The 26,987-nt window shown below is 72.6% G+C and carries 29 protein-coding genes and 1 pseudogene; 14 read left to right on the forward strand and 16 right to left on the reverse strand.

The window, feature by feature from the left end:
* Window positions 1-81: 81 nt before the first annotated feature.
* Genes ACFY04_RS13170 through ACFY04_RS13180 form a run of 3 tightly spaced genes read right to left on the reverse strand, consistent with a single transcriptional unit; the run spans window position 82 to window position 1,818 of the window.
* On the reverse strand, window positions 82-840 hold the full coding sequence (locus ACFY04_RS13170; RefSeq protein ID WP_389116318.1) for a HEAT repeat domain-containing protein: 759 nt from the start codon (window positions 838-840) through the stop codon (window positions 82-84).
* Window positions 785-1,450 (reverse strand): hypothetical protein, encoded by a 666-nt coding sequence (locus ACFY04_RS13175; RefSeq protein WP_389116320.1) that lies wholly within the window; start codon window positions 1,448-1,450, stop codon window positions 785-787. Before ACFY04_RS13175 ends, ACFY04_RS13170 begins: the two co-directional genes overlap by 56 nt.
* A 20-nt stretch (window positions 1,451-1,470) precedes the next feature.
* Window positions 1,471-1,818, reverse strand: coding sequence for a S26 family signal peptidase (locus ACFY04_RS13180; RefSeq protein ID WP_314244995.1), 348 nt, complete (start codon window positions 1,816-1,818; stop codon window positions 1,471-1,473).
* Between the two features lie 153 nt (window positions 1,819-1,971).
* Here ACFY04_RS13180 and ACFY04_RS13185 point away from each other — a divergent pair, with 153 nt between their 5' ends.
* On the forward strand, window positions 1,972-2,478 hold the full coding sequence (locus ACFY04_RS13185) for a hypothetical protein (RefSeq protein ID WP_389116321.1): 507 nt from the start codon (window positions 1,972-1,974) through the stop codon (window positions 2,476-2,478).
* Window positions 2,479-2,491: 13 nt separating this feature from the next.
* Here ACFY04_RS13185 and ACFY04_RS13190 read toward each other — a convergent pair whose 3' ends face one another.
* The 6 genes and pseudogenes from ACFY04_RS13190 to ACFY04_RS13215 form a co-directional block, all read right to left on the reverse strand.
* The gene (locus tag ACFY04_RS13190; protein ID WP_389116322.1) at window positions 2,492-2,920 is read right to left on the reverse strand and encodes a VOC family protein; all 429 of its coding nucleotides are present in this window, start codon (window positions 2,918-2,920) and stop codon (window positions 2,492-2,494) included.
* A 22-nt stretch (window positions 2,921-2,942) separates the two neighbouring features.
* Entirely contained in the window at window positions 2,943-4,577 is a 1,635-nt protein-coding gene (gene dacB, locus ACFY04_RS13195) for a D-alanyl-D-alanine carboxypeptidase/D-alanyl-D-alanine-endopeptidase (protein WP_389116324.1), read from the reverse strand.
* An 85-nt stretch (window positions 4,578-4,662) separates the two neighbouring features.
* On the reverse strand, window positions 4,663-6,135 hold the full coding sequence (locus ACFY04_RS13200) for a carotenoid oxygenase family protein (RefSeq protein ID WP_389116326.1): 1,473 nt from the start codon (window positions 6,133-6,135) through the stop codon (window positions 4,663-4,665).
* 108 nt (window positions 6,136-6,243) lie between these two features.
* Window positions 6,244-6,621 carry a hypothetical protein gene (locus tag ACFY04_RS13205; RefSeq protein ID WP_389116327.1) on the reverse strand — a complete coding sequence of 126 codons (378 nt, stop codon included), beginning with the start codon at window positions 6,619-6,621 and terminating at the stop codon, window positions 6,244-6,246.
* Between the two features lie 110 nt (window positions 6,622-6,731).
* A pseudogene (locus ACFY04_RS13210) lies at window positions 6,732-6,911 on the reverse strand (cytochrome ubiquinol oxidase subunit I); the annotation flags it as partial.
* A 52-nt stretch (window positions 6,912-6,963) separates the two neighbouring features.
* Window positions 6,964-8,073 carry a hypothetical protein gene (locus ACFY04_RS13215; RefSeq protein ID WP_389116329.1) on the reverse strand — a complete coding sequence of 370 codons (1,110 nt, stop codon included), beginning with the start codon at window positions 8,071-8,073 and terminating at the stop codon, window positions 6,964-6,966.
* 173 nt (window positions 8,074-8,246) lie between these two features.
* Here ACFY04_RS13215 and ACFY04_RS13220 point away from each other — a divergent pair, with 173 nt between their 5' ends.
* Window positions 8,247-8,675, forward strand: a complete 429-nt coding sequence (locus ACFY04_RS13220; RefSeq protein WP_389116330.1) for an Ig domain-containing protein — start codon at window positions 8,247-8,249, stop codon at window positions 8,673-8,675.
* A 91-nt stretch (window positions 8,676-8,766) separates the two neighbouring features.
* The gene (locus ACFY04_RS13225; RefSeq protein WP_389116538.1) at window positions 8,767-9,363 is read left to right on the forward strand and encodes a nucleoside/nucleotide kinase family protein; all 597 of its coding nucleotides are present in this window, start codon (window positions 8,767-8,769) and stop codon (window positions 9,361-9,363) included.
* Window positions 9,364-9,411: 48 nt separating this feature from the next.
* Here ACFY04_RS13225 and ACFY04_RS13230 read toward each other — a convergent pair whose 3' ends face one another.
* Both ACFY04_RS13230 and ACFY04_RS13235 read right to left on the reverse strand, forming a co-directional pair.
* Window positions 9,412-10,017, reverse strand: a complete 606-nt coding sequence (locus tag ACFY04_RS13230; protein ID WP_373037767.1) for a GPP34 family phosphoprotein — start codon at window positions 10,015-10,017, stop codon at window positions 9,412-9,414.
* 117 nt (window positions 10,018-10,134) lie between these two features.
* On the reverse strand, window positions 10,135-10,386 hold the full coding sequence (locus tag ACFY04_RS13235) for a hypothetical protein (RefSeq protein WP_389116331.1): 252 nt from the start codon (window positions 10,384-10,386) through the stop codon (window positions 10,135-10,137).
* Between the two features lie 216 nt (window positions 10,387-10,602).
* Here ACFY04_RS13235 and ACFY04_RS13240 point away from each other — a divergent pair, with 216 nt between their 5' ends.
* From ACFY04_RS13240 to ACFY04_RS13250, 3 genes are all read left to right on the forward strand, one after another.
* Window positions 10,603-11,700 (forward strand): alpha/beta hydrolase, encoded by a 1,098-nt coding sequence (locus ACFY04_RS13240; RefSeq protein ID WP_389116332.1) that lies wholly within the window; start codon window positions 10,603-10,605, stop codon window positions 11,698-11,700.
* Between the two features lie 133 nt (window positions 11,701-11,833).
* The gene (locus ACFY04_RS13245) at window positions 11,834-12,406 is read left to right on the forward strand and encodes a PadR family transcriptional regulator (protein ID WP_389116334.1); all 573 of its coding nucleotides are present in this window, start codon (window positions 11,834-11,836) and stop codon (window positions 12,404-12,406) included.
* A gap of 120 nt (window positions 12,407-12,526) precedes the next feature.
* Window positions 12,527-14,263: an acyl-CoA dehydrogenase family protein gene (locus ACFY04_RS13250; RefSeq protein ID WP_389116336.1), complete on the forward strand. Its 1,737-nt coding sequence runs from the start codon at window positions 12,527-12,529 to the stop codon at window positions 14,261-14,263.
* 55 nt (window positions 14,264-14,318) lie between these two features.
* Here ACFY04_RS13250 and ACFY04_RS13255 read toward each other — a convergent pair whose 3' ends face one another.
* A complete protein-coding gene (locus ACFY04_RS13255) occupies window positions 14,319-15,050 on the reverse strand; it encodes an SDR family oxidoreductase (protein WP_389116337.1) in 732 nt (243 codons plus the stop codon).
* A gap of 134 nt (window positions 15,051-15,184) precedes the next feature.
* On the opposite strand from ACFY04_RS13255, the gene ACFY04_RS13260 reads away from it, so the two are divergent.
* On the forward strand, window positions 15,185-15,760 hold the full coding sequence (locus ACFY04_RS13260; protein ID WP_389116338.1) for a TetR/AcrR family transcriptional regulator: 576 nt from the start codon (window positions 15,185-15,187) through the stop codon (window positions 15,758-15,760).
* Window positions 15,761-15,848: 88 nt separating this feature from the next.
* Here ACFY04_RS13260 and ACFY04_RS13265 read toward each other — a convergent pair whose 3' ends face one another.
* Together ACFY04_RS13265 and bla are read right to left on the reverse strand one after the other, a co-directional pair.
* On the reverse strand, window positions 15,849-16,694 hold the full coding sequence (locus ACFY04_RS13265) for a class I SAM-dependent methyltransferase (RefSeq protein WP_389116340.1): 846 nt from the start codon (window positions 16,692-16,694) through the stop codon (window positions 15,849-15,851).
* Window positions 16,695-16,782: 88 nt separating this feature from the next.
* Window positions 16,783-17,682, reverse strand: coding sequence for a class A beta-lactamase (gene bla, locus ACFY04_RS13270; protein ID WP_389116341.1), 900 nt, complete (start codon window positions 17,680-17,682; stop codon window positions 16,783-16,785).
* A gap of 98 nt (window positions 17,683-17,780) precedes the next feature.
* On the opposite strand from bla, the gene ACFY04_RS13275 reads away from it, so the two are divergent.
* The 5 genes from ACFY04_RS13275 to ACFY04_RS13295 all read left to right on the forward strand — a co-directional run bounded on the left by ACFY04_RS13275 (window position 17,781) and on the right by ACFY04_RS13295 (window position 22,897).
* A complete protein-coding gene (locus ACFY04_RS13275; protein ID WP_389116342.1) occupies window positions 17,781-18,296 on the forward strand; it encodes a hypothetical protein in 516 nt (171 codons plus the stop codon).
* Between the two features lie 273 nt (window positions 18,297-18,569).
* Window positions 18,570-18,872, forward strand: a complete 303-nt coding sequence (locus ACFY04_RS13280) for a GNAT family N-acetyltransferase (protein ID WP_389116343.1) — start codon at window positions 18,570-18,572, stop codon at window positions 18,870-18,872.
* 269 nt (window positions 18,873-19,141) lie between these two features.
* A complete protein-coding gene (locus ACFY04_RS13285; protein WP_389116344.1) occupies window positions 19,142-20,554 on the forward strand; it encodes a family 2B encapsulin nanocompartment shell protein in 1,413 nt (470 codons plus the stop codon).
* Window positions 20,555-20,659: 105 nt separating this feature from the next.
* Window positions 20,660-21,994, forward strand: coding sequence for a family 2 encapsulin nanocompartment cargo protein terpene cyclase (locus ACFY04_RS13290; RefSeq protein ID WP_389116345.1), 1,335 nt, complete (start codon window positions 20,660-20,662; stop codon window positions 21,992-21,994).
* 15 nt (window positions 21,995-22,009) lie between these two features.
* The gene (locus ACFY04_RS13295) at window positions 22,010-22,897 is read left to right on the forward strand and encodes a geranyl diphosphate 2-C-methyltransferase (protein WP_389116347.1); all 888 of its coding nucleotides are present in this window, start codon (window positions 22,010-22,012) and stop codon (window positions 22,895-22,897) included.
* Window positions 22,898-23,020: 123 nt separating this feature from the next.
* On the opposite strand, the gene ACFY04_RS13300 is transcribed toward ACFY04_RS13295, so the two are convergent.
* On the reverse strand, window positions 23,021-24,643 hold the full coding sequence (locus tag ACFY04_RS13300; protein ID WP_389116350.1) for an FAD-binding oxidoreductase: 1,623 nt from the start codon (window positions 24,641-24,643) through the stop codon (window positions 23,021-23,023).
* 64 nt (window positions 24,644-24,707) lie between these two features.
* Here ACFY04_RS13300 and ACFY04_RS13305 point away from each other — a divergent pair, with 64 nt between their 5' ends.
* Window positions 24,708-25,349, forward strand: a complete 642-nt coding sequence (locus ACFY04_RS13305) for a TetR/AcrR family transcriptional regulator (protein ID WP_389116352.1) — start codon at window positions 24,708-24,710, stop codon at window positions 25,347-25,349.
* A gap of 18 nt (window positions 25,350-25,367) precedes the next feature.
* Here the strand turns inward: ACFY04_RS13305 and ACFY04_RS13310 are convergent, their stop codons facing one another.
* Window positions 25,368-25,859 carry a MarR family winged helix-turn-helix transcriptional regulator gene (locus ACFY04_RS13310; protein ID WP_389116354.1) on the reverse strand — a complete coding sequence of 164 codons (492 nt, stop codon included), beginning with the start codon at window positions 25,857-25,859 and terminating at the stop codon, window positions 25,368-25,370.
* Window positions 25,860-25,946: 87 nt separating this feature from the next.
* Between ACFY04_RS13310 and ACFY04_RS13315 the strand changes: the two genes are divergently transcribed.
* Window positions 25,947-26,807: an SDR family NAD(P)-dependent oxidoreductase gene (locus tag ACFY04_RS13315; protein WP_389116540.1), complete on the forward strand. Its 861-nt coding sequence runs from the start codon at window positions 25,947-25,949 to the stop codon at window positions 26,805-26,807.
* Window positions 26,808-26,987 lie beyond the last annotated feature (180 nt).

The following is a 26,987-nucleotide window of genomic DNA, read 5'->3' on the forward strand; positions in this document are numbered from 1 at the left end:
CAGGGCCTTTCTTCACGGAGGGTCAGGTTTCACCCTAACGGCCGACGGCTGACGGCTGACGGACGCAGCCGGCCGGCCTCCTCACCGGGAGGACGATCGCCCCGCGGCCGTCGTGGAGACCCGCGGTCTCTCTCCCCCCGGCATCGGACGCGTCCTCGCGACAATCTGGTGGCTGTCGACACTGCAGGGCCTGACCATTGCGCCGACCGGCCGCGGTCCCCGGCGGCGATCAGCCGCAGACCGACGACGAGGGACCGCAGCTCGTTGCCGGGTGCGGCATGGGCGCTCGCCTCTGCGAGGACCTCGACCAGATCCGCCGGGTACGGGGTGCCGGCTTCCTCCAGCAGCATGACGGCGGCCCGCTCGCGCACCAGCGGCTCGGAGCCGTCGACGGCCTCGGCCGCCCACCGCCGCACCGCGTCCGCGCGGGGGCCGGCGCCGCTCCGCGAGGCCGGCGAGCGCGGAGAAGGCGTCGGCCCGGACCGGCCCGTCGGGGTCCTCCGCGTACCGCCGCGCGAGGCGGTCCCCTACGTCCTCACCCACCAGGGAGGCGAGCGGCGTGATGCGGACGACCGCTCGCCGGGTCTCGGGATCGGGGTCCTCCAGGAACCGCAACAGGGCCGGGAGTTCGACCAGGACCAGGCCGAAGGCGGCCGCGTCCGCGTCGCCGCGCTCCGCCGAACCGGGCCCGCGCCCGTCGGCGATGTCCGCGAGCCGGTGGATCAGGTCCGCCCGTACGCGGGGTACGTGCGCGGCCGCGTGCGCGAGGAACGGGGTCGCGGGATCACCCGCGCGGGCTCCATCGGTCGCAGTACTCGACGTGGATCTCGCGCGCGGCACCGAGGACTCCCTCGGTGGAATGGAACTCGGTGCAGAAGTGCGCGTGGCGCGGATGGGCGGCCACGTATCCGGGACCGTGCCGGGCGACATCGAGGAAGTGAGGGGCGGTGGCCCGGAACACCTTCGCGCTGCCGGTCATGAACAGGGTCTCGGCGTGGAGGTGCTGGTGGAACAGATCCCGGTTCTCCCGGTGGTGCCGTGCCCCGTCTTCGGCCGAGGATCCGCCGGTGAGCTCCGGGCCGGGGACCGTCAAGGTCACCGTCTGCGGGCGCCCCGGGCCGAGCCGGGCGCGGAGTTCCTTCCAGCGGGCGGGCGCGAACTGGAGCGAGTGGTGCAGCAGCACGAGATCGAGCTGTCGTGTCCCGGCTTCCGGCAGCCCGCGCGCGGGGGCGTGATTGCCGCGCATCGGCAGGTGGACCAGCGAGCGCGGTGACGAGGCGGCGAGCAGCCACAGGCCGCCGATCAGATACGCGGCCTCCTGATCGAGGTAGGTGTCCAAGGAGCGGTCACGGTCGAGGAGTACGGCCCGGACCGGTGGCTCGGCCGGACGGATGACCTTGAACTCCGCCGGTCCGAGACGCGCTTGGTGGATGGTGACCGGAAGCTTCATACGACGCACCGCGACAGCCCTTACGCCGCACGCGTCTTGTCCGCGGCGCCCACGCGGGGGACACCGTCGACCGCCGTACAGATGCCGAAGACACGGTCGTGGCCGGTCCAGCCGTTCACCCGGCCCCGGTTGTTGCTGATCTGCACCCGCTTCCTCGCCGGGTCCACGGCCGACACCAGGTGCAGGTACACCGTCCCGGCGACACGGGCGAGAACGATGTCCCCGGCCTTCAGCTTCGACGGGTCGGCCGGAGCGACCACCACCCGCTGACGACTGCGTATCAACGGGACCATCGAGGAGCCGGTCGGCCGGAACTCCACCGTGGCTCCGCCGGCCACCCTGCCGGCCACTGCGTCCAAAGCACCCATCCGTGGATGCTCGCAGATCCGGCCGCGGGACCCCATCGATTTACGCCCGCGCGCGTACGGCGGCCTCCGGGTGTGTCTGCGGTGTGTCTGCGGCGGTCCCTTCCCGGCGGGCGGTATGGATGGTGGGTCGGGGACGAGAGCGGGGAGTGGCGCGTGGCGGCGATGGTCGGACTGTTCTGGGTCACTCCGGACGCGGTGTACGTGGGGTCGCCGCCGAACGCCCCCGGGATCGGTGTCCGGCTGACCGCCGAGGGCCTGGAAGCCGCGGACCCCGACAGCCCCCGGACGTGGACATGGGCGGGGCTGCGTTCCGCCGTGGTCGAGGACGTGCCCGGGCACAATCCGGTGGGCCGTGCGACGAAGGCCCTCGGCGCGATGATCTCGGCCGCGATCGGAGCGGACTACCTCGGCGAGGGGCCGCCGGAGATGAAGCTGCGGCTGGAGACGGAGGAGGGCACGCACGAGGTCACCGTCCACGCGGCGGCGGCCGGAGGCTACCCCGCCGAGGAGGTACGGCTCTCCCAGGACCTGCTCGACCGCTTCGTGGCGGGAACCGCGGACCTGCGGACCGTCGAGGCGTGGGGCCGGGAGCACGCCGTGGAGGGCACCCCCGAGCCGCGTGCGCGGGAAGCCCTGCTGCGCACCTGGGCGCAGCCGTAGCCGGTCCCCCCACTCAGTCGATACAGAACTCGTTGCCCTCGATGTCCAGCATCGGGATGCACGCATCGTTGCCGTCGTACAGCGTGCGCACGTGTACCGCGCCGAGCGGGACCAGGCGTGCACACTCGGCCTCGAGTGCGGCGAGGCGCTCTTCACCCACGAGTCCGGTGCCGACCCGCACGTCGAGGTGCAGCCGGTTCTTGGCGGCCTTCCCTTCGGGGACGCGCTGGAAGTACAGCCGCGGGCCCACGCCCGAGGGATCGGTGCAGGCGAACCACGCGTCCTGCTCCTCGGGGGGCAGCGAGCGCTTGACATCGTCCCAGGTGGCAAACCCTTCCGGGGGCGGCGGCACGACATACCCCAGCACCTCGCACCAGAAACGGGCGAGGCGCTCAGGTTCCGCGCAGTCGAAGGTGACTTGGAACTGCTTGATCGACGCCATCGGTCCAGCATAGAGACGTGATCTAGGACGACTCCTGGAGGTAGGCGGCGATCATCGCGAGGTCGTTGGCGATGGCCAGCACCTCGGTGGGGTCGGCGCCCGGCGTGGAGGCTCCGTTGACACCCGCGTAGAAGGTGTCGAAGCGGCCGCCGCCCTTGTCGAGATAGCCCGCGATGGTGATGGCGCCGACGGCCAGCCGGTCGTTGAGGGCGTCACCGCCGACGGCCGCGCCGGTCTTGGCGAACACCTTCCCCCGGGCCGGACAGCTGCGGCAGTTCTCGGCCAGCAGACCGTCGACCCCGAGGATGGGCAGGGCCTCCCGGAACAGCCGCGCGTCCGGGGTCCGTTGCCAGTACGCCAGCATCTGCACCAGCACCTGCGGCGTGGCCCGGTCGGCGGGGTTGCCGCCCCGGCCGTCCATGAGCTGCGCCTGCTCGCGGTCGACGCCGGCCTGGTCGAGGAAGTCGGCGAGCACCGGGAAGCCGGCGGGGCACTGGTCGCTCTTCGCGGTGACGGCGAGGAGGCAGATGCCCAGGTTGGCGCCCAGGTTGTGGCTGACCTTGAGGATCAGCTTGGCGTACTGGGCGTAGGGCGGGGAGGTGTACGCGGCCACCCGCGTCCGTCCGTCGTAGTCGCGCGGCAGCCGCCCCACCGGGTTGGGGCCGGACGGGTCGGCGGTGACGTGCACCCCGGCACGTTCGAGCGCCTCGATCAGCGCGACCCGTCCAAAGGCGGCCGGGTCGCCGATCGGGGAGGTGCGCAGCAGCGGTTCGGAGTCCGCCGCGATCGTTCCGGTCAGGCGGATCCTGGTGCCGCCGTCGGTGGCCGTCACCGTGACCGCGGTCGGCTTCCCGGCCGCCACGGTCTTCACCGCCGAGGTGACCTGGTAGGGCGCGACCTTGGGCCGCCAGTCCAGCCGGGCGTCCGCGCCGGGCCGGTCCCCGGGGGTGGTCATCAGGTCGATCAGGTTGTCGTTGATGATCAGGGGCGTCGGGGTGGGGACGAGCTCCGGGTCGGGGAGGAAGAGCCGGCTGTCCACGATCACGTCGCCGTCGACACGGGTGATGCCGGAGTCGCGCACCTGCCGGGCGAGCAGGTCGATCCCGGCCAGCGGGTTCTCCGGGGTGAGGGTCGCCCCGGGGAAGTCGTTGGCGTAGGTGTGGTCGAGGTCGGTGTATGCGACCGTGCCGTCGGGGCGCGTACGGCCACCCATGGTGAGGTCGCCCTGGGCGACGAGGTCGAGGTCGCCGGTCAGGGTGGCGCCGTCGCGCTCGCCGACCGCGTAGAGCGGGGTCACGAAGCGGTGGTCGGCGCCCAGGGTGTGCCACGGGCCCGAGACACTGATCAGCTTGGCGGTGGACCCGGGGATGAAGAACTGCTCGGGGAAGAGGCTGTGCACCACGCGGCCGCTGTCCGGGTCGGTCTGCAGGAGGCCCCACTGGGCATTGCGGTAATCCGGCTTGCGCATGATCTCCCTGATGCGCGGGTCGAGGCCGGCGAGCCCCGTGTCGCCGGTCGCGGACGGCGTGGACGGGGACGGGGACGGGGTCGGGTCCGCTCCGGTCGCGGTGCCCGAGGCGAGGGCCACGAACAGCAGGGCGGCGCAGGCGGCGGCCATACCGCGCCGCAGTGGTGCGGGGTGGATCGGTCTGCTCACAGCGCGCTCCGTTCGTCGCGGCTGTCTCCTCCCGAGGCCGGAAACAGCGTGGCACGGCCGCGCCGCCCGGGCGCGTCGGGCGGGTTCACTCCTCGGTCGGCAGCCAGCAGCCGTGCAGGCCGAGCGGGACGCGTACGGGGATACGGGCGCGGGCCACCGGGCCGGAGGCGGGATCCTCGGCGGGGATGACCAGGAACCAGCTCGATCCGTCCGTGCGGTCCGTCGCGAAGGTCAGCCAGTGGCCACCCTCCTCGGAGCCCGGCTCGGAGGCGGTCCCGGAGCCGGTCCCGGGGCCGGTTCCGGAGCCCGGCTCGGGGGCGAAGACCGGCTCGCCGACCGAGAGGTTCCCGGCCGGCCAGACGCGGGAGGTGCCGGTCTCGTTGTCGTACCAGCACACGGCGTCGTACTCGCCCGGCAGCAGGTCCGTCCGACCGGTGCCGGTGGCCAGCGCGGTGTACCGGTGGCGCCGGCCGATGCGCCGGTCGTCGACCCGCGGGAACTCCACCCGGGAGTCGTCGAGCAGGGTACGGGTCATGCTGCCGGCGGCCGGGTCGAGGCGCGCCCGTACCAGACCACCGCTGATCGGTTCGGTGCCCTCCTCCGGGCCGCCGACGGTGAGCCTGCTCCACTGCACGTAGTCGAGGACCACCGGGGCGTCCGCGCCCGGGCCGTCGTCGTACGCGTTCACGGTGTGCCACGCCCAGAAGGCCTCGTCCGCCGCCCAGCGCACCGGTCCGCCGTCGCGCGGGATCAGCGCCACCCGGGTGCCGCGCTCGGGGCGCCAGGCCAGGAAGGAGCCGCCCGTCATGGCCGCGGCCAGGTCGAAGAAGGCCGGGGCGAGGACCAGGACGGCGTAGCGGCCGGTCAGGGCCATGTCGTGGATCATCATCGGCTCGTCCACCCCGTCGACGGGCGTGGGCCCGCGGACGACCGCGCCGTGGCGGTCGATGACGGACCAGGTCAGGTAGGGCGGCTCCAGGCCGTAGCAGAAGACGACCATCTCGCCCGTGACCGGGTCGATCTTGGGGTGGGCGGTGATACCGGCAGGCAGGGCCCCGCCGAAGTCCTCGCGGCCGAGCGTCGCGAGTTCGGTGTCGACCCGGAAGGGGCAGGCCGATTCGGCGAGGGCCAGCAGGCGGCCGGCGTGCCGGACCACGTTGACGTCGGGCATCTCCCGGAAGGTGCCGGCGAGCTCCGGTCCCACCTGGTCGGCGTCCGGCATGATCATCGATTCGAGGCCGCCCCACAGGGCTCGGCCGGCCCGCTTCTCGGCCAGCAGCGCGGGGGTGCGTACGAAGCGGTTGCGGTAGCGGGCCCGCCCACCGGAGACCCACACGCCGTGCAGCATGCCGTCGCCGTCGATGGGGTACAGGTACGAGCCGATCGGCGTGAACCGCGGATTGGGGCCGTTGCGCAGGTACAGGCCGTCCAGGGTGTCCGGCAGCTCGCCCGTGACCTCCAGGTCCGCGACGTCGACCTCCTCGGACACGGGCGCGAAGGACCCCAGCAGGTGGGGGACGCGGGCGGGGTCGAAGCGGGGTGACGCGTACGTGTTCACGGGACCTCCCGGGTGCGCGGTCCTCTGTTGGCGCGCTGGTACGGCACCTTCCAGTGAAACGCGCGCCGGGTGAGGGTGCCAGGCGGCCCGGGACCGCCCGGGCCGGCGTCAGGCGGAGGTGAAGAGTTCCTCGTGCGCGGCGTCGAGGACGAACCCGTTGTCGAAGCGGACGCGCACCGTCACGCGGAGCTTCTGCTCCTGGAAGGCGGTCCACGCCGGTTGGAGGGAGGCGACCTTCTCCTCGAGCTGCTTCCTGCTCCCCTCGGGCATCTGATGGCCGAAGGAGTTGAGGAGCGACTTCAGGCGCTCGTACTCGCGGACGTCCTCGCCGCTCTGCGGCTGGTGCTCGTCCACCCGCTCGACGGTGCCCTCGGTGCCCGAGGCCAGGGCCAGGAACCCGGCGACGGGTTCCCCCGCCACCGTGACCGGACCGGTCAGCGTGAGGTCCGCGGCCAGCTTCACCCGGAGGCCTTCGTTCAGCGTCATCGATCCTTCATCTCCCCGGTCGGTGCCCGAGCCTATCGGTGGCTCGCGCGCCGGGCCCGACCGGTACCGGCACCGGTCGGGCGCGGCACCGGCACCGGCACCGCTCAGTACGGATTGGACCATTTCACGGTGTTGTGGCCTTCGGACACGTCACCGATCGCGAAGACGGAGAAGGGCGCGGAGGTCCGGCCCTCCCACAGCGCTTCGGCCGCGGCCGTCTTCATCGGCTGCTGCTGGAACATGACCCTCCCCAGGGTGTCCCCGCCGAGAGCCACGGGCAGGCCGGCGAGGGCGGCTGCCGACCCGCGCGGGGTTGCCCCGGACGGTCGGCAGGGGCGGTCGTCAGGGGTGGGCCGACACGTGGTCGCCGACGGCCTCGTGGGTCAGGTGGAGGCCCGCCCGCAGGACGGCGTCGTGCCGGGTGGGGTGGGCCGCGCGGTGGGCGAGGTCCAGGCCGCGGGCCCGGTCCAGGTCCGCGGACACCGTGGCGCGGTCCTCGCCGCCGCGCAGGGCGGCGTCCACGGCCCGGGCGGTGGCCCGCACCAGCGGGGCGAGGTCGCGCAGGGCGGTGTCCGACCCGGCAGGCGCGGCGGTGTCCGACCCGGAAGGCCGAGCGGGGCCGTCGGTGCGGGCGCGCTCCCGGAGTTCCTGGGTGAAGTACTGGAGGGTGAGGGCGGTCCGCGCGGCGAGCCTCAGCCGCTCCTCCAGCCCGTCCGGCGGCCGTTTCGGCGTGCGGAGGTACAGCCGGGGAAGCCGGGTGCGCCGAGCCGCCCGCTCGTAGGCCGCGAGGCCGTTGCGCGGTCGCAGCCACAACTCCGCATCCTCGGGGAGACCCTGAGCGGTGGGCGGTCCGCCGGCGCCGAGCCGGGCGGCGACCGTGCCGAGGAGACCGCCGAGTTCGATCCGGTACGCGTCGAGGCCGGCGGCGGCCGACCGGTAGGGGTCCGGCGGCCACAGCAGGAGCCCCAGCAGCACGACGGCGGCGATGCCGACCGCGCTCTCCACCAGGCGGGCCAGGGCGTAGCCGGGGAGGGCGGTCGCGTAGATCACCAGCGCGCTGACCAGGACCTGCTGGTTGGGGGCGCCGTCCTGGTACATCAGGTACATGCCCGCGCAGCCGCAGGCCAGTACGGCGAGGAAGGACACCGAGGCCGCCACCGACACCGAGGTCACGGAGGAGGCCGAGGGCGGCGGCAGCCAGTGCAGTACGAGCGTGCTCAGCGCCACGCCCACGACGACGCCGACGAGCCGGTTCCACCCGAGGCGCGGGGCGGCGTACACGTCCTCGCGGAGGATCAGTACGGCCGGCAGGGCGGCGGGCACCGGGACCGTGCTCGTGCCCCACCAGAGGCAGAGGAACCAGGGCACGGCGGCGCATACGGCCAGGCGGGTGGCGGACCGCAGTCGTGCGCGGGGCGGGGGGCTGTGCGGAACGGCGACCGTACCGGGCATGGCGGACATCGTAGGCCTGTGCGGCCTACCGCAGCGCCATCGACGGGACGGCCGGGCCCGCCTATGATTCCGACGCGCCACGCACCTCGAACATGCATACCCACAACGGGCGATGGCGGTCTCCGGGACCCTTGCCGGGACGCCGTCCTCGCCCGACGAGTTCGGAGGTTCCGTTGAGCACATCCACGCGCACCCCGCGCACCCCGCGCAGACTGGCGGCGCTGGCCGTCGGCCTGACCGCTGTCCTGGCAGCGTCGGTCGGTCCGTCCTTCGCCGCGCCGCACGGCTCGACCGGCCCGGCGGTGACGCGTACAGCGGCCGCCGCCGCCCCGTCCGTGGTCAACCCGGGCAACCAGGTGTCCCTCCAGTACGACTCCGCCTACTTACCGATGACCGCCACCGGCGGCGCGGCCCCCTACACCTGGTCCGCGGTCAACCTGCCCACCGGTGCCACGATCAACGCCTCGACCGGCCTGATCTCGGGCCTTCTGCGCGGCAGCGGCATCCGTACGGTGACCGTCACCGCCAGGGATGCCAGGGGTGCCACCGCCTCCGCCACCTTCACCTGGCGCGTGATCCGAGAGGCCTGTCCCCGCTGCTGACCCTGCGCCCGGTGTCCCCGCCCCACCGTGGGCGGGGACACCGGGCGGTGTTCCTCGGGCAGGATGGGCGGATGCGTACGACGGAACCGGTATCGAGGGCGGGGCGCTGGCCACCCCGGGCAAGCGGCGCATCCTGGGCATCGCCGGGCCCCCGGGGGCCGGAAAGTCGACACTGGCCGCCCGCCTCGCGGACGCGCTCGGGCCGGAGCGGGCCGTCGTGGTCCCGATGGACGGGTTCCACCTCGCCCACGGCGAACTGGACCGGCTGGGCCGCGCCGACCGCAAGGGCGCCCCGGACACCTTCGACGCCGCCGGCTACGTCGCCCTGCTGCGCCGGCTGCGCGCACCGCACGGACCCACGGTGTACGCGCCCGCCTTCGACCGCGCCCTGGAGGAGCCGATCGCGGGCAGCATCCCCGTGCCCCCGGACGTCCCGCTGGTGATCACCGAGGGCAACTACCTGCTGCACGACGCGGGGGAGTGGGCCTCGGTACGTTCCCTGCTGGACGAGGCCTGGTACCTCGCCCCGGCCGAGGACCTGCGCCTGGAGCGGCTGATCGATCGTCATGTACGGCACGGCAAGGACCCCGCGTACGCGCGCGAGTGGGTGGCCCGCTCGGACGAACGCAACGCGCGCCTCGTCGCCACCGGCCGCCACCGCGCCGACCTCGTCCTCGACGCCGGCTGACCACGCGCGGCGGGTCCGGGGCTCACCCGGCGGCAGCAGCGGTGCGGTTCACGGGACGCGCCAGACGTTGGCGAACGCCGCGTTCTCGATGGACCGCCGCTGGCGTACGGCCTCCAGTTCCATCACGGCGTCGCCGACCACGGCCAGTACGGTCGTCACCGCTTCGTCGTCCAGGCCGGGCTCGTCCTCGGACCGCGGGCCGCGGATGCCCACGGCCGCGGCGAGAGTGGCGAGCACGGGCTCGTCCGCCTCCCAGCGGCTCAGGGCCTGGCGGTGAGCGGGCGTGTCGGCCACTTCCAGGCGATCGGTTCCGAAGGGCAGCAGACCGCGGCGTCCCCGCGTCAGCTGACCGGCTTCCTCGAGGGCGGCCTGGTAGGAGGCGGAGAGGTCACGGCCGCGGCGCCACAGCCAGTCCTCGACCCGCTCGTACGGCGTCTGCCGGGTGAGCGCCGACGAGGCCTCGGCCAGCAGCCCGTCGTCCAGCGCGGGCTGTCCGCCCGGCACGATGCGGTCGCCGTCCAGAACGGCGGCCTGCGCGTCGAGGAGATCGATCAGCTCGGCGCCGGCGAGGGCGAGCGACAGGTCACCCTGGCCGACCGAACGGTCCGGCTGCGGGTCCATGGCGATGATGAACAGGTCTTTCGCCGTGCTCATGAACGGTTCCCCTCGGAGTCATCGGAAGTCGGATCCCGCTGATCACCTTCCTATGGTCGCACCAACGCCCGCCACCGTTGAGGGGTTCCCGCACATCCCCCGGACGGACGACAGGACCTACGGGAGGTCGTCTTCCAGCAGGGCCTGGCCGACATGGCCGCCCGGCCGGAGGCCGCCGGGGACGACGAACAGGGACGAGGCCTCGTGGACCAGGTAGCGGCCGAGGGCGTCGCCGCGGGCGAGACGCTGCTGGACGGGGACGAAGCCGGTGCGGGGGTCGGGTCGTCCGCCGTGCCGCAGGAGGTGAGCAGCAGGGCGGTGGCGGCGGCACACACGTGCGCCGCGCGACGCGATGCCCGGCCCGCGCATCCCCGGCGGTCTTCATGGCGCCGTCGCTGCCTCATGTGGCATTGCACAAAGGGGAGTCGGGCCGGCCGCGCTGTTTCCGTCCGGGCTTGGCCGAAGCCACGAAGGCGAGGGAGGGAACGCGGTGCCCGCTCCGCCCCTCTTGTCTGGTGCGCCACCCACTGGTAGCGCTCCGGACCGAGCGTCCGGACGGGGACGGCACAGAGGGTTCGCTGATTCATGGGTCTGACGAGTGGCACGCTCATGGCGAGCGTCGTGGTGTGCACGGCGCTGCTGTTCGCCCTCACGGTATGGGTGTGGCCCCGGCTGGGACGGCCGGGCGCCCGGCGGGTGCTGGGACGCGTCGGGCTGCTCGTGCTCGTGCAGCTGACGGTTCTCGCCTCGGTCGGCGCCGCGGCCAACCGCACCTTCCTCCTCTACGACTCCTGGGCCGACCTCGCCGGTACGAAGCAGCACGCCCCGGCCGCCCCGGGCGGCGCCGCCGTGGAGGTGCTGGGCCGACAGGCCCCGGAGGTGCCCGGCGGCCGGAACCCGCAGGTGGGCGGGGTGATCGAGAAGGTGACGATCCACGGCGAGCGGTCCCGGGCCGCCGCCGAGGCGTACGTGTACCTGCCGCCCGAGTACTTCGACAAGAACGACGGGCAGCGCAGGTTCCCGGCCGCCGTCGTCCTCACGGGCTACCCGGGCATGGCCGAGAACCTCATCAAGAAGCTGCACTACCCGAGGCTGGCGTGGAGCCTGGCGAAGCAGAAGCGCATGCAGCCGATGATCCTGGTGATGATGCGGCCCACCGTCGCCGCGCCCAACACCCAGTGCGTCGACGTCCCCGGGGGCCCGCAGAGCGAGGCCTTCTTCGGCGCGGACGTCGTCAAGGCGGTCTCCGGCACGTACCGCGTGGGCACCTCGCCGCGGAGCTGGGGCATCATCGGCGACTCCACGGGGGGCTACTGCGCCCTGAAGATGGCGGTGCAGCACCCGGAGGCGTACGCGGTCGGCGTGGGCCTGTCGGCGGAGTACAGGCCCGAGATCGACCAGGACTCCGGTGATCTGTTCAAGGGGAACAAGGACGAGGAGAAACGGTCCGACCTGCTGTGGCACCTGGACCACCTGCCGCAGGGGAACTCCTCGTTCCTGGTGACCTCTTCGCTGCGGGGCGAGCCGAACTACGGCGAGACGCAGGAGTTCATCCGCAAGGTGAAGGCACCCGCGCACGTCTCGTCGATCATCCTCGACAGCGGTGGCCACAGCTTCAACACCTGGCTGCGGGAGATCCCGCCGGCGCTCGTCTGGACGGGCGCACGGCTCGCCGCCGAGTGAGCGCGGGGGCGAGCGCGGGCTCGCAGGGGCGTCCGGGTGGCGAGCCGGGGCGTCCGGGGGCCTCCGGGTGAGCCGCGTCTCACCTGACCCCTGCCGCTTGTCTATGCAACGAGTTGCATAGAAAGATCGGGGCATGGCGCTCGACCACGCGATCCTCGTCTCCCTGCTGGAGAAGCCGGGCTCCGGCTATGAGCTGGCCCGCCGGTTCGACCGGTCCATCGGCTACTTCTGGACCGCCACCCACCAGCAGATCTACCGCGTCCTGGGGCGTATGGAGGCAAGCGGGCTGCTCGCCGTCCGCGTTGTCCCGCAGCAGGGCCGGCCGGACAAGAAGGAGTACTCCGTCGCCGGCCCCGGCCGCACCGTCCTCGCCGAGTGGCTGCACGAGCCGATCGAGCCCGAGAGCCTGCGCCACGACCTCGCCGTCAAGATCCGCGGCGCGGCCTTCGACGACCCGGCCGCCCTGATCCACGAGGTCGAGCGGCACCACCGGGCACACAGCGACCGGCTGGCCCGCTATCTCGCCGGTGAACTGCGCGACTTCACCGGGCCGGACGCCCCCGCACCGCTCGACGCCGGCCAGGAACTCCAGCACGTCGTGCTGCGCGGCGGCATCGCGTTCGAGCGGATGACGATCGCCTGGCTCGACGACGTCCTCGCCACGCTCCACCGGCTCGGCGGGCCCCCGCCGACCGCCACCGCCTGAACCCCGCCGCGCCACGGCGGCCGCACCGCCCGCGCCCCCGCCGCACCGCCCTCGCCGCACCCCCCCCACGCATTCGCCCGGCCTCCTCCCCTCCTCCAACCCCTCGGAAGGTGAACCTCCATGGCAGACGCCCTGCTCTTCAACCCGCACACGTACGACCCGGCGCACTTCGACCCCGAGACCCGCAGGCTGCTGCGCGCCACCGTCGACTGGTTCGAGAGCCGCGGCAAGCGCCGGCTGATCGAGGACTACCGCTCCCGCGCCTGGCTCGCCGACTTCCTCGCCTTCTCCGCGAAGGAGGGCCTCTTCGCGACCTTCCTGACCCCGGCCACCGCGGCCGGCGAGGGGGAGTCCGACAAGCGCTGGGACACGGCGCGGATCGCCGCCCTGAACGAGATCTTCGGCTTCTACGGCCTCGACTACTGGTACGCCTGGCAGGTCACCATCCTCGGCCTCGGCCCGGTCTGGCAGAGCGGCAACGCCGACGCCCGCGCCCGCGCCGCGCAGCTCCTCGCCGAGGGCGAGGTGTTCGCCTTCGGCCTGTCCGAGAAGACCCATGGCGCCGACATCTACTCCACCGACATGCTGCTGCGGCCGTACGTCGACGAAGCCGGTGCCGGCGGATTCCGCGCGAGCGGCTCCAAGTACTACATCGGCAACGGCAACGCCGCCGGCCTCGTCTCCGTCTTCGGCCGCCGCACCGACATAGAGGGCCCCGACGGCTACGTCTTCTTCGCCGTCGACAGCCGCCACCCGGCGTACCACCTGGTGAAGAACGTCGTCGACTCCTCCAAGTACGTCAGCGAGTTCCGCCTCGACGACTACCCGGTGCGCGCCGAGGACGTCCTGCACACCGGCAAGGCCGCCTTCGACGCCGCCCTGAACACCGTCAACGTCGGCAAGTTCAACCTCTGCACCGCCTCCATCGGCATCTGCGAGCACGCGATGTACGAGGCCGTCACCCACGCGCACAACCGGGTCCTCTACGGCCGCCCCGTCACCGCCTTCCCGCACGTGCGCCGGGAGCTGGCCGACGCGTACGTCCGCCTGGTCGGGATGAAGCTCTTCAGCGACCGTGCCGTCGACTACTTCCGCACCGCGGGCCCCGACGACCGCCGCTACCTCCTCTTCAACCCGATGACGAAGATGAAGGTGACCACGGAGGGCGAGAAGGTCATCGACCTGATGTGGGACGTCATCGCCGCCAAGGGCTTCGAGAAGGACAACTACTTCGCGCAGGCGGCCATCGAGATCCGCGGACTGCCCAAGCTGGAGGGCACGGTCCACGTCAACCTCGCCCTGATCCTCAAGTTCATGCGCAACCACCTGCTGAACCCGGCCGAGTACCCGGCCGTACCGACCCGGCTCGACGCGGCCGACGACGCCTTCCTCTTCCGGCAGGGGCCGGCCCGGGGCCTGGGCTCCGTACAGTTCCACGACTGGCGGACCGCCTACGACGCCTACGCCGACGTGCCGAACGTGGCCCGGTTCCGCGAGCAGGCCGACGCCCTCTGCGCGTTCGTGGCCACCGTCGCCCCGGACGAGGAGCAGAGCCGCGACCTCGACTTCCTCCTCTCCGTGGGCCAGCTGTTCGCGCTGGTCGTGTACGGACAGCTGATCCTGGAGCAGGCCCGTCTGACGGACCTGGACGGGTCGGTGCTCGACGAGCTGTTCTCCGTCCTCGTGCGCGACTTCTCCGGCCACGCGGTCGAGCTGTACGGCAAGGACTCCGCGACGGCGGCGCAGCAGGAGTGGGCGCTGGGCGCGGTCCGGCGTCCGGTCGTCGACGAGGAGCGGGCGGCGCGCGTCTGGGCGCGGGTCGAGGCGCTGTCCGGCACGTACGAGATGGCCCCGTAGGAACGCGGCCCCGGGGGACCGGCACGGCCCGCCACGGCCGGAGCCGGTCCCCCTCTCAGGCCTGCGCGGTGGGGCGTACGACGATGTCGCCCACGTCGACACCCTCCGGCTGCTCGACGGCGAAGGCGATGGCGCGGGCCACCGCGTCCGGCGCCAGCGCGGTCTCCATCATCCGGTCGATCCGCTCCCGTGCTTCGGGGTCCATGCGCTCCGTGAAGTCCGTACGGACGGCGCCGGGCGACACGACGGTCACGCGCAGGCTGTCCCCGGCCTCCTGGCGCAGGCCTTCGGAGATCGTGCGCACGGCGTTCTTGGTACCCGCGTACACCGACTGGAGCGGGACGACGCGCAGACCGGCGGTGGACACGGTGTTGACGAAGTGTCCGGAGCCCTGTTCCCGGAAGACGGGGAGCGCCGCGGCGATCCCGTAGAGGACGCCCTTGAGGTTGACGTCGATCATCTCCTCCCAGTCCTCGACGCGCAGTTCGTCGAGCGGGGAGATGAGGCCGACCCCGGCATTGCTGACGAGGACGTCGAGCCTGCCGTAGCGCTCCCGCGCCAGGTCGACGAGGCCGGACACATCGGCGCGCCGCGTCACGTCCGTACGGATCCAGGCGGCTTGACCGCCGGCCCGCTCGATCCGGGCGGCCAGCGCCTCCAGGCGCCCGGTGCGGCGTGCGCCGAGGACCACCTTCGCGCCCCGCTCGGCGAGGAGGAGTGCGGTCGCCTCGCCGATGCCGCTGCCGGCGCCGGTGATGGCCACGATCTTGCCTTCGATTCCCGACATGGCGGGAGTCCCTTCGGGAGAGGAATGGGGCAGGCCGATGGCATGCCCTAGAGTGAAAGTGGAGGCGCCGCCACTTCGATCAACACTAAGTGGAGGCTCCTCCACTTAGCAAGTGAGGAGCGAGGGAGCCGTTGATGGCCGCAGACGCAGGACGCCCGCTGAGGGCCGACGCGCAGCGCAACCGGGACAAGATCCTGGCCGCCGCGGTGCGCGTGTTCACCGAGCAGGGGCTGGAGGCGCACTTCGAGCGCATCGCGAAGGAAGCCGGCGTGGGCACCGGCACCCTCTACCGCAACTTCCCCACCCGGGAAGCCCTGATCGAGGCGGCCTACCGCAACGAGGTCGCCCGCCTCTGCGACTCCGTCCCCACCCTCCTGGGGACCATGCCGCCGTACGAGGCCCTGCGCGCCTGGACGCGCCGCTTCATCGACTACGCCACCGCCAAGATGGGCATGGCCGATGCGATGCGAGCCGTCCTCGCGGCGGGGAGCAACCCCTACGCCGACAGCCGCCGGATGATCCAGGACGCCCTCACGTCCCTCATGGAGGCCTGCACCGCCGCGGGCGCGATCAGGTCCGACATCAGCTCGACCGACATGTTCGCCGCCCTCGCCGGCATCGCCCTCACCTCGGCCGGCCCGGAGCAGCGGGCGCAGGCCGAACGCCTCCTCGACCTCAACCTGGACGGGCTGCGCCTCCGGCCGGAATAGCGGTGCGGGAGAACGGTCGGAGGGCCTGTTGTCGGTGCCGGTGCCGGTGCCGGTGCCGGTGCAGGTGCCGCGGCGAACGGTGCCCCGCTCACGCTGCCCGGGCGAGGAAGAGGTCGCTGAAGTGCTCCATCTCGATGCCGCCACCATGGGCGTCCAGGACCTGCGCCGTCTCGGCGAGGACCTGCTCGCGCCGGTCGGGGGGCAGGACGCGGTAGCGCGAGATCGAGGCCAGGTATCCCAGATAGCGACGGGTGTCGTAGTGCCGCTCCTCCCGGTACCGGACGGCCCGCAGGCCGGTGAAGCGCCCGTCGCGGCGGCATTCCTCCTCGGGCCAGCCGGGCTGCCCGGCCCAGTTCCCGGGCAGATCGCCGTACGAGGAAACCAGTTCGGCGTGCGGTGACCGGTCGATCCCGTGGCAGCGGTCGACCTCGGCCAGGGCGGCGTGCATCCGCGCGTCGCGCACCGCCTGCGGGTTCCAGAACAACGCCACGGCCCCGCCCGGTGCCAGGGCGTCCCGGACCAGATCCCAACGCCGCTCCGGGGCAACCCAGTGCCAGGAGGTGGCGGCGAAGAGCAGCCCGAAGCGGCGGCCGCCGGGCCGCCAGGTCTCGAAGGCGCCGCCGTGCACCCGGACCCCCGGGTAGCGCGAGGTGTTGCGGCGGAGCACCTCGGCCATGCGCGGATCGGGCTCGATGCACACCACCGGCGTACCCAGCGCCGCGAACGCCACCGTGGCCTTGCCGGTCCCCGCGCCGACCTCCACGGCCGTGCGCCCGCCCAGATCCGCGTACGCGAGCACCTCCGCGGCCAGCGCGTCCGCGTATCCCGGGCGGGCGGCATCGTAGAGCTCGGCCACCTCCCCGAACACCTGACTGCGCGCCATGTCGACCTGCCCCCACCCGGTCATCCCCGTCCCCGCCTCCCCGATCGGCAAGCGGCCACCGTACCGACGGAGACGGCGACCCGCACCGGATCGCCGTTCCGCGCTCAGGACCGAGGGCTCAGGGCTCAGGGCTCAGGGCTCAAACGAGCGTGTCCGCCAGCAGCTTCGCGGTTCGGGCGATCAGTGTGTTGTCGCGCGGCGTCGTCGCCTCCGGCATGGTCGAGAGGATGGCCAGGACCACGGGCGGGCGTCCCGGGGGCCAGGCGATGCCCACGTTGTTGTTGGTCCCGTACGAACCGGCGCCCGTCTTGTCCGCGACGGCCCAGTCCTTCGGCAGGCCGGCCCGGAGGCGATCAACGCTGGTGGTGTTCGACAGCAGCCACCGGTTCAGCTGGTCCCGGTCCCCGGAGTCCAGCGCGTCACCGAGCCCGAGGCGGGCGTACGTCCGCCCGATCGCGCGGGGGCTGGTCGTGTCCGTCACCCGCCATGGCTCGGCCGTGTTCAGGTCGGGCTCCCACCGGTCGAGCCGGGTCGTACGGTCCCCCAGCGAGCGGCAGAAGCGGGTGATCGCGGTGGGGCCGCCGAGCTCGCGCAGCAGCAGGTTGCCGGCCGCGTTGTCGCTCTGGGCGATGGCGGCGGAGCAGAGTTCCGCCACGGTCAGGCCGCCCGCGATGTTCTCGGGCCGTTCCGTGACCGACCCGCCGCCCGCGTCCGTGACGTCCCGGAGCGTGTAGTGGATGCGCTTGGCGAGATGCGCGCCGTCGTGGTCGAGGTCCCGCAGCACGGCCGCCGCCGCAAGCGTCTTGAACAGCGAGCACATGGGGAACGGTTCGTCGGCCCGGTGGACCACGGTCCGGCCGGTGGCGGTGTCCAGCGCGTACACCCCCAGCCGCGCCCCGTACTCGCGCTCCAGCGCGCTCAGCCCCGCCACCGGTGACGCGGCACGGGCCGTACCCACCGGCAGCGCGGCGGCCAGTGCCGCCCCCGCTCCCACGGTCAGCAGTGCGCGTCGGGACGTCAATGCGTCCGGGGTCCTCACGTCAGGTTCTCCTTTTCCTGGCCGGTCATGTGCACCCGAAGACGTCAAACGTGATCAATTCGGTTCCGGCACATGTGATGCACCAGTGGGGTGTACTGGTGGTACTGGAGATTCTCGGCGCGGGCGGGTGCGCGGTGCTGCTCGCGGCCGGGGTGTGGTCGTCGGGGATCCACCGTGACTGGAACGGCCTCCAGTGCGCCGTGGTGGTGCTGATCGGCCTCGATCTCCTCGGGGGGATCCTCACCAACGCGACGAACTCCGCCAAGCGCTGGTACCACCGTCAGGCCCCCGGGGTCCGGAGCGCCCGCCTGCTCTTCGTCGGCGCGCACGTGCTCCACCTCGCCGCGATGGGCCTGCCGGTGCTCGGCGGGGACCTCGGCTGGACCCTGGGCAACACCGCGCTGCTGCTCTCCGCCGCCGTGGTCGTGGAGTTCACGCCCGTCCATCTCAAGCGCCCGGCGGCCATGGCCGGTTACTCCGCCGCCGTCGTGGTCAACCTGTTCTGGCTGCCGGTGCCCTCCGCCCTCGCCCGGTTCGCACCGCTCTTCTTCCTGAAGCTCCTGGTGTGCCACCTCGTGCCGGAGGCGCCGCTGGAACGGCGGCGCGATGTCTGACCCCGACGCGGGTCCCGGTCCCGACGCGGGTCCCGATCCCGATCCCGGTGCCGGTCCAGGTCCCGGCCGCCTGGACCGCGTACGGCGGGCCTGGTTCACCGCCACCCTGCGTACGCACGCCACGCTCCCCGGAGCCCGCCGCCACCTGCTGACCGACCGCCACGGGCGGCCCGTCGCCGTCGCCGTCCTCACCCCGCCCGCCACCGTCCCCTCGGGCGCGGCCCGGGCGGCCTGGGCGGCCCGCACCCTCGTGGGCTGCGGCCCGCGCCCCTGGTGCGGACGCTGCGCTACCTGCACGCCACCGAGGCCGAAACCCCGGCCGGGGCCTGGACCCTGGAGTTCATCGGCGTGGAGCCCGGGGCGGCGGGGCGGGGTGCCGGAGGGCGGCTCCTCGGCCACCTGCTCGCCACGACCCCCGCGCCCGGCGGCATCTTCCTCACCACCGCCGACGAGGCGAACATCCGGCTCTATCACCGCTTCGGCTTCACCACCCTGCGGCGCCTGACGGTGAGCCCTCTGGAGGTGACGGCGATGTGGCGGCCGGCCGCGCCCGAGCAGACACGCTGTAGCAGATGAGGGCAGCCTTACGAGCTGACCGCCGCGCCGCTTTTCGGACGTGTTCGTGAGCAAGGCCGAATATCGTTCACAACCCCGGCAAACCACCTGCTGTGCAAGATCACTGTATCGAGGTAATGCCAACGGTTTTCAGGCTCAAGACGGGTGTACCGGCCGCTAGTGTTCCCCCGGATCTGGACGGATTCCCGGATATTCGCCCCCTTTTTTCCTCGTTCCCCGGTGACGCGCGCATCCGCCGATCACCACCCTTGCGAAGGAGAGCTCGCCCGATGACCGTTGACACCAGCCCGGAAGCCCAGCTGGAGCCGCCGCGGCAGTCCAGCCTGAGCACGGCGGCTGCCCGCAACCTTGCCAGCACGACCAAGTCCGCCCCGCAGATGCAGGAGATCACCTCCCGCTGGCTGCTGCGGATGCTCCCCTGGGTGGAGACCAAGGGTGGCACCTACCGGGTCAACCGCCGGCTGACGTACACCGTGGGCGACGGCACCATCGAGTTCGTCCAGGACGGCGCGAACGTCCGGGTGATCCCGCGCGAGCTCGGCGAACTGGCCCTGCTGCGCGGCTTCGACGACGACGAGGTGCTGACCGCGATCGCCGGCCGGTGCGTGCAGCGCGACTTCCGGACCGGTGAGGTGATCGTCGAGCGCGGTACCCCCGCCGACCAGATCCACCTGATCGCCCACGGCCGGATCAGCCAGACCTCCGTCGGCAAGTACGGCGACGACGTCGCCGTCGCCGTGCTCGCCGACGGCGACCGGTTCGGTGAGAACGCCCTGCTGGACGCGGACGCCACCTGGGACTACACGGCCACCGCCGAGACCCCCGGCATCCTGCTCACCCTCTCCCGCGGCGACTTCGCCTCCGTACTCGCCGCGGCGCCGCAACTCCAGGACCACATCGACCGGTTCAGCTCGCTCCCGCAGCAGCGCCAGAACCGGCACGGCGAGGCCGAGATCGCGATGTCCGCCGGCCACACCGGTGAGGCGGACCTGCCCGGCGCCTTCGTCGACTACGAGCTCAAGCCCCGTGAGTACGAACTCTCCATCGCGCAGACCGTGCTGCGGATCCACACCAGGGTCGCCGACCTCTACAACGGGCCGCACAACCAGACCGAGGAACAGCTCAGGCTCACCATCGAGGCGCTGCGCGAGCGCCAGGAGCACGAGCTGATCAACAACCGGGACTTCGGTCTGCTCCACAACGCCGCCTTCAAGCAGCGGATCCAGACCCACTCCGGCCCGCCGACCCCGGACGACCTCGACGAGCTGCTCTGCCGCCGCCGCGGCTCCAAGTTCTTCCTCGCCCACCCCCGGACGATCGCCGCGATCGGGCGCGAGTTCAACGCCCGCGGGCTCTACCCGGACCACGTCGACGTCGGCGGGCAGTCGGTCCCGTCCTGGCGCGGGGTCCCGATCCTGCCCTGCAACAAGATCCCGATCAGCAAGGAGAACACCAGCTCGGTGCTCGTCATGCGAACCGGCGAGGACAACCAGGGTGTCATCGGTCTGCGCCAGACCGGCCTGCCGGAGGAGTACGAGCCGGGCCTCTCGGTGCGCTTCATGGGAATCAGCGAGCAGGCGATCATCTCCTACCTGGTCACCACCTACTTCTCCGCCGCCATCCTGGTGCCCGACGCGCTCGGTGTGCTGGAGAACGTGCAGATCGCCCGCAGGCGGGACTAAGAGGACCTGCCCGACGGCCGTGACAGCCAGGACCTCTGCCTGTCCTGGCCCGCCGAGCATGCCCGGGATCCGGGACAGCCCACTTACCTCTCCAAGGAGTTACGGATGCCCGATCCTGGGCCTTCCCCTCTGCAGTCGAGCCTGCCCGCCGCCGTGGCGTCCTTCGGGGCCCACGTTCTCGCCAGCGCCCTCGCCGCCGGCGTCGAACCCGCCGCCGGTGCCGGGCCCGTCGAGCCCGCTCCACCGCCCCCGCCCGCCCTGCCGACGGGGCCCCCAGTCCTGACACCCGTACCCGTACCCGTACCCGACGAGGGTGCGGCCGCGGCCGCCGCGCCGCAGGCGAGTGCCGCCCTCGAACGGATCCTGCGCGGGCCCAGCGGTCTGGGCACGGCCAGCCTGCACTGGGCCCGGAGCGACGCGCCCGCGGCCGCCGGGGCGCCCGACGCGCCCGCGCCGGTGGCGGGCCGTCCGATCCCCGGCCTCTACCACCACCCGGTGCCGGAGCCCGATCCGGTGCGGGTGGAGGAGCTCAGCCGCCGGATCAAGGCCTGGGCGCTGGACGAGGTGTCGCTCTACCCGGAGGACTGGGAGGACCAGTTCGACGGCTTCTCCGTCGGGCGCTACATGGTCGCCTGCCATCCGGACGCCCCCAGCATCGACCACCTGATGCTCGCCACCCGGCTGATGGTCGCCGAGAACGCGGTCGACGACTGCTACTGCGAGGACCACGGCGGCTCGCCCGTCGGCCTCGGCGGACGTCTGCTGCTGGCGCACACCGCTCTCGACCCCGTCCACACGACGAAGGAGTACGCGCCGGACTGGGAGGCGTCGCTCCTCTCGGACGCTCCGCGGCGCGCCTACCGCTCCGCCATGGAGTACTTCCTCCAGGCCACCACCCCCTCGCAGGCCGACCGGTTCCGGCACGACATGGCCCGGCTGCACATGGGCTATCTCGCCGAGGGGGCCTGGGCGCAGACGGAGTACGTCCCCGAGGTGTGGGAGTACCTGGCGATGCGCCAGTTCAACAACTTCCGCCCCTGCCCCACCATCACCGACTCCGTCGGCGGCTACGAACTGCCGGCGGACCTCCACGCGCAGCCCGCCATGCAACGGGTGATCGCGCTTGCCGGGAACGCCACCACCATCGTCAACGACCTTTACTCCTACACCAAGGAACTGGCCAGTCCCGGACGGCACCTGAACCTGCCGGTGGTGATCGCCGAGCGCGAGAGCTGCTCCGATCAGGAGGCCTACCTGAAGGCCGTCGAGGTCCACAACGACCTGATGCGCGACTTCGAGGCCGCAGCCGCCGACCTGGCCGTCACCTGCCCCGTCCCGAGCGTCCAGCGCTTCCTGCGCGGGGTGGCCGTGTGGGTCGACGGCAACCACTACTGGCACCAGACCAACACCTATCGCTACAGCCTGCCCGATTTCTGGTAAAGATGGGAATTGTTCATGACTAGCACCGATCTCACCGCCGCCGCCGGTACCTCCTCCGTGTTCATCCCCGGCCCGGTGACTCCCTACCAGGGGGACATCGCCCGTTACTGGGACCACGAGGCCAGGCCCGTGAACCTCCGTCTCGGCGATGTCGACGGCCTTTACCACCACCACTACGGCATCGGCGACATCGACCAGGCCGGCCTCGGCGACACCGAGGACAGCGCATACGAGAAGAAGCTGATCGCCGAGCTCCACCGCCTGGAGTCGGCCCAGGCCGAACTCCTCCTTGAGCACCTCGGCCCCATCGGGCGCGACGACACCCTCGTCGACGCGGGCTGCGGCCGCGGCGGTTCGATGGTCATGGCCCACCAGCGCTTCGGATGCAAGGTCGAGGGCGTCACCCTGTCGGCCAAGCAGGCCGACTTCGCCAACCGGCGCGCCGCGGAACTCGGCATCGAGGACCACGTCCGGGCCCGTGTCTGCAACATGCTCAGCACCCCGTTCGAGACCGGGCAGGCCGCCGGCTCGTGGAACAACGAGTCGAGCATGTACGTCGACCTGCACGACCTCTTCGCGGAGCACGCGCGCGTCCTCGCGGCCGGCGGCCGGTACGTGACCATCACCGGCTGCTGGAACCCGAAGTACGGGCAGCCCTCGAAGTGGGTCTCCCAGATCAACGCGCACTTCGAGTGCAACATCCACTCCCGCCGCGAGTACCTGCGCGCGATGGCCGACAACCGTCTCGTACCGCAGGCCGTCATCGACCTGACCCCCGAGACCCTGCCCTACTGGGAGCTGCGGGCCACGTCCTCCCTGGTCACCGGCATCGAAGAGGCGTTCATCGAGTCCTACAAGGACGGCTCCTTCCAGTACGTGCTGATCGCGGCCGACCGCGTCTGACCGGACGCGGACCGAAGGGGCCGGGGCCGTCGTCCGACGGACGCGGCCCCTTCGGGGTGTCCCGGGGCATGCGGCGTACCGCGCACCGGCCCACCGGCCCACCGGCGTGCGTACGGGTCCCGATCAGTCCACGAGCACACCGGGGTTGAGGATGCCGTGCGGATCGAGCGCCCCCTTCGCGGCCCTCAGGGCGAGGGCGAACGGCTCCGGGCGCTGGCGGTCGTAGCCGGGGCGGTGGTCCCGGCCGACCGCGTGGTGGTGGGTGATGGTGGCCCGGTGGCGGTGCAGGACCTCGCTCGCGACGGCCTTGAGATCGTCCCAGACGGCGACCTCGTCACCGGCCCGGCCGGCGGCGAGCACGGTGAAGTAGGGCGCCGCACCATCCGGATACACGTGCGTCAGACGGCAGTTGACGGTCGCCGGGAAGCCGGTGGCCTTGACCGCCGCCTCGCCGACCTCCCTGCGCACCTCCTCGATCAGGCCGGGGATCCGGTCCCAGGTGGCCGCCGTCTCGAAGGTCTCCGCGACCGCGCCCATCCGGGCCAGACCGTCGCGCAGGTAGGGCATACGCAGGAACGCCGAGCGCCAGGCGCTCACGGCCGCGTCGCCGTCCGGGCTCCGCTGCGGGCCGTCGGCCCCGCCCGTCCCCCCGCACCGGCCGCCGTGCGAGCGGGCCAGCGCGACGGCCCGTTCGAGCCGGGCGGCCACCGGTTCGTCCGCCGACTCGAACCCCAGGACCAGAACGGAGCTGCCGTCGTGCGCCGCGCCCGACAGCGCGGCCTCACCGGAGTCCAGCAGACGGCAGTTGGCGGGGGAGAGGTCGGACTGCGCGAGGGCGCGCACCGCCTCGAGGGCGCCCTGGAAGTCCGTGAACGCGACCGCGGCGGACGCCTTGTGGCGGGGGCGTTCCTGCAGGCGCACCCATGCCTCGGTGATGACGCCGAGGGCCCCTTCGGAGCCCAGGAACAGGCGGTCGGGGGAGGGGCCCGCCCCGGAGGCGGGCAGCCGCCACGAGTTGCCGGTGCCGGCCGGGGTCACGACGCGCAGCGACTGGACGAAGTCGTCGATGTGCGTACGGCCGGTGGCGTAGTGGCCGCCGGCCCGGGTGGCGAGCCAGCCGCCCAGCGTGGAGAACTCGAAGCTCTGCGGGAAGTGCCGCAGGGTAAGGCCGTGGGGCCGCAGCTGGTGCTCCAGGCTCGGCCCGAGCGTGCCGGCCTGGATGCGCGCCGCCCGGCCCTGGGCGTCGACCTCCAGTACGCGGCCCATGGCCGTCAGATCCAGGGACATGACGGCCCGGTGGGCATCGCCGCGGTACTCGACGCCCCCGGAGACCGAGGAGCCCCCGCCGTACGGGACGACGGCGACCTGCCGCTCACCGGCCCAGTCCAGCAGATCGGCCACCCCCTGGTCGTCCGTGGGGCGGGCGACGAGGTCGGGAATGCGGCCGGGGCGTCCCCGCAGGGCGCGCACCACGTCGCGGTAGGCCTTGCCCATGGCGTGCGCGGCGCGGTCCGCGGGATCGGCGGCGACCAGGTGGGCGAGGCTCGGCGGGGGTTCGACGGCGGGGCCGGCGATGGCCAGGTCGCGGACGCGGGGCACGGGGAGCGGGCGGCTGAGGCTGCCGGGGAGGAGGGCGCCGATCGCGGTGCATTCCGCGTCGTCGGGATGCGCGTCCGTCCAGCCCCAGCCCCACCAGGACCGGGTGCGGGACGTGGACTGCGTCGGCTGCGGGGTGGTGCCGGCCATGGCGGCGCTCCAGGGGTCGAGGTAATTTACCTAGCGGTAAATTACCTACTGATAATATCGGCTCATGGCAACCCCCTCCTCGCACTCCTCGAAGGCCGGCACCAAGGGAGTCCCGCGGCAGCACCGCCGCCAACAGATGCTGGAGGCGGCCACGGAGGAGTTCGGTACGCACGGCTACGCGGCCGCGTCTCTCCCCGCGATCGCCGCACGCGTGGGAGTCACCAAGACGCTGCTGCACCAGTACTTCGGCACCAAGGAGGACCTGTACGTGGCCTGCCTGGTCCCGGTCGGGGACCGGCTGCTCGACACCGTCCGCGTGGCGATGGGGGAGGGCGGGGCCGCGCCGCACACGCCGCTGCGCGTGCTCCACAGCATCTTCACCGCCCTGGAGGGGCGGCGGGAGGCGTGGTTCGTGCTCTACGACACCACCCTGCCGCCCGGCGGTGAGGCCGCGCGCCGGGCCTCGGAGTACCGGGCGGCCATCGACCGGCTCGCCGCCGGCGGCACCGCGGAACTGCTGCGCGCGGCCGGATCCACCGACCCGCTGGACGCCGACGCGCTCAAGTACGTCTGGCGGGACCTGGTCGCCACCCTCGTCCGCTGGTGGGTCAAGCACCCGGAGCAGACGCCGGAGGCCATGACGCGGCGCTGCGCCCGTCTCTTCGCGGCCGCCGCCACCCTCACCCCCGACGGCCTCTCCGGCTGAGGGGCGCTGGCCGGGAGGTTACTTGGCGCGCTCCTGCCCGGCCTGCGCCGCTTGTGCGGCCTTAGCGGCCTTGAGCTTGCGCCACACGGTACCCAGCGCCTCCAGGTCCCGTTCGTCGAGGAGCTCGGTGAAGACCGGGGCCAGGGCTTCGCGCCGGGTGGCGTCCGCCTCGGCGAACACCGTACGGCCCGCCTCGGTGAGGGAGACCTCCACCGACCGGGCGTCGCGGGCCGAGGGTGTGCGAGTGACCAGGCCCCGGGTCTGCAGGGCGTCCACGACGCGGGAGACCTGGCTGCGGCTGAGCAGGGTGCTGTTGCCGAGTACGGAGGCGGGCACCGGCTCGGGGCTGGAGGCCAGCCACAGCATGACCTCGAACCAGGACACCGGGAGGTCGTGGGCCTTGACCAGGGCCCGGTCGACGCGATCGGTCATGACCGTCCCGGCCCACACCAGCCCGTAGAAGGCGTAGTCGGCCGCCGGCATCTCGGCTTCGGTGAGCTTCTTCGGCATGTCGGCAGTCTAGAGCTTGCGTGCGCACGCACATAATTTTATAGTGTGTGTGCACGCACATAAATTGCCCCTGTGAAAGGCCCCGCCATGCCGACCTCCTCCGCCTCCGCCTCCGCCCGCACCGTCCTGATCACCGGCACCTCCTCCGGTATCGGCCTGGCCGCCGCGATCGCCGCCGCCCAGGCCGGCTGGCGTACGGTCGCCACCCTGCGTGACACCGGCCGCGCCGACGCCCTGCGCAAGGCCGCGGCCGAGGCGGGCGTCGAGCTCGACATCCGACAGCTCGACGTCGTCGACGAGGCCTCCGTCGCCGCCGCCGTCGAGGGCGTCATCGCCGACTACGGCCGGCTGGACGCCGTCGTCAACAACGCCGGCGCCGGGCACGTGGGCACCCTGGAACTCGAATCCGTGGCCGACGTCCGCGAGGTCATGGAGGTCAACTTCTTCGGCGTACTGAACGTCTCCAAGGCCGCGCTGCCGCACCTGCGGGCCACCGGCGGCCGCCTGATCACGGTCACCAGCGTCGGCGGCGTCATCGGCCAGCCCTTCAACGAGGCCTACTGCGCCGCGAAGTTCGCCGTGGAGGGGTACATGGAGAGCCTGGCGCCCGTCGCGGGCGCCGTCGGGGTGAGCGTGTCCGTCATCGAGCCCGGCGCCGTGGCGACGGAGTTCGTGAACAACATCGGCCTCGACCTCGAAGCCCGGATCGCCGCGGCCGGCCCGTACTCCGACGCGCTGCGCCACTACGTCGAGCGCACGGTCGGCCAGTTCCTGAACGGCGCGCAGACCCCGGCCGGCGCGGCCGAAGCCGTCATGGAGGCGCTCACCGCCGACCGGCCCGCCTTCCGTATCCAGACCTCGCAGTGGGCCCGTGACTTCACGGGGACCAAGCTGGCCGACCAGGACGGCTCGGCGGTCGTCGGCATGACCGGAGCCTGGGTCGCCTGACCTGCCCCGGGCGTCCCGGCCGAGGGGGGCGGGGCCCCGACCTGTGCTCCGCCCGGAATCGGGTCATGATGGCCGGAGGTGGACGAGGCCGTCGGGGGGGGCCCCGGGGGCCCGGCCCGGGGGGGGGGCCGCGGGGGCGGGGGGGGGGGTGGGGGGGCGCGGGGGGCCCCAAGGGCGGGC

Source organism: Streptomyces sp. NPDC001549 (assembly GCF_042894025.1).
In the GTDB taxonomy this organism is placed as follows: Bacteria; Actinomycetota; Actinomycetes; order Streptomycetales; family Streptomycetaceae; genus Streptomyces; species Streptomyces kutzneri.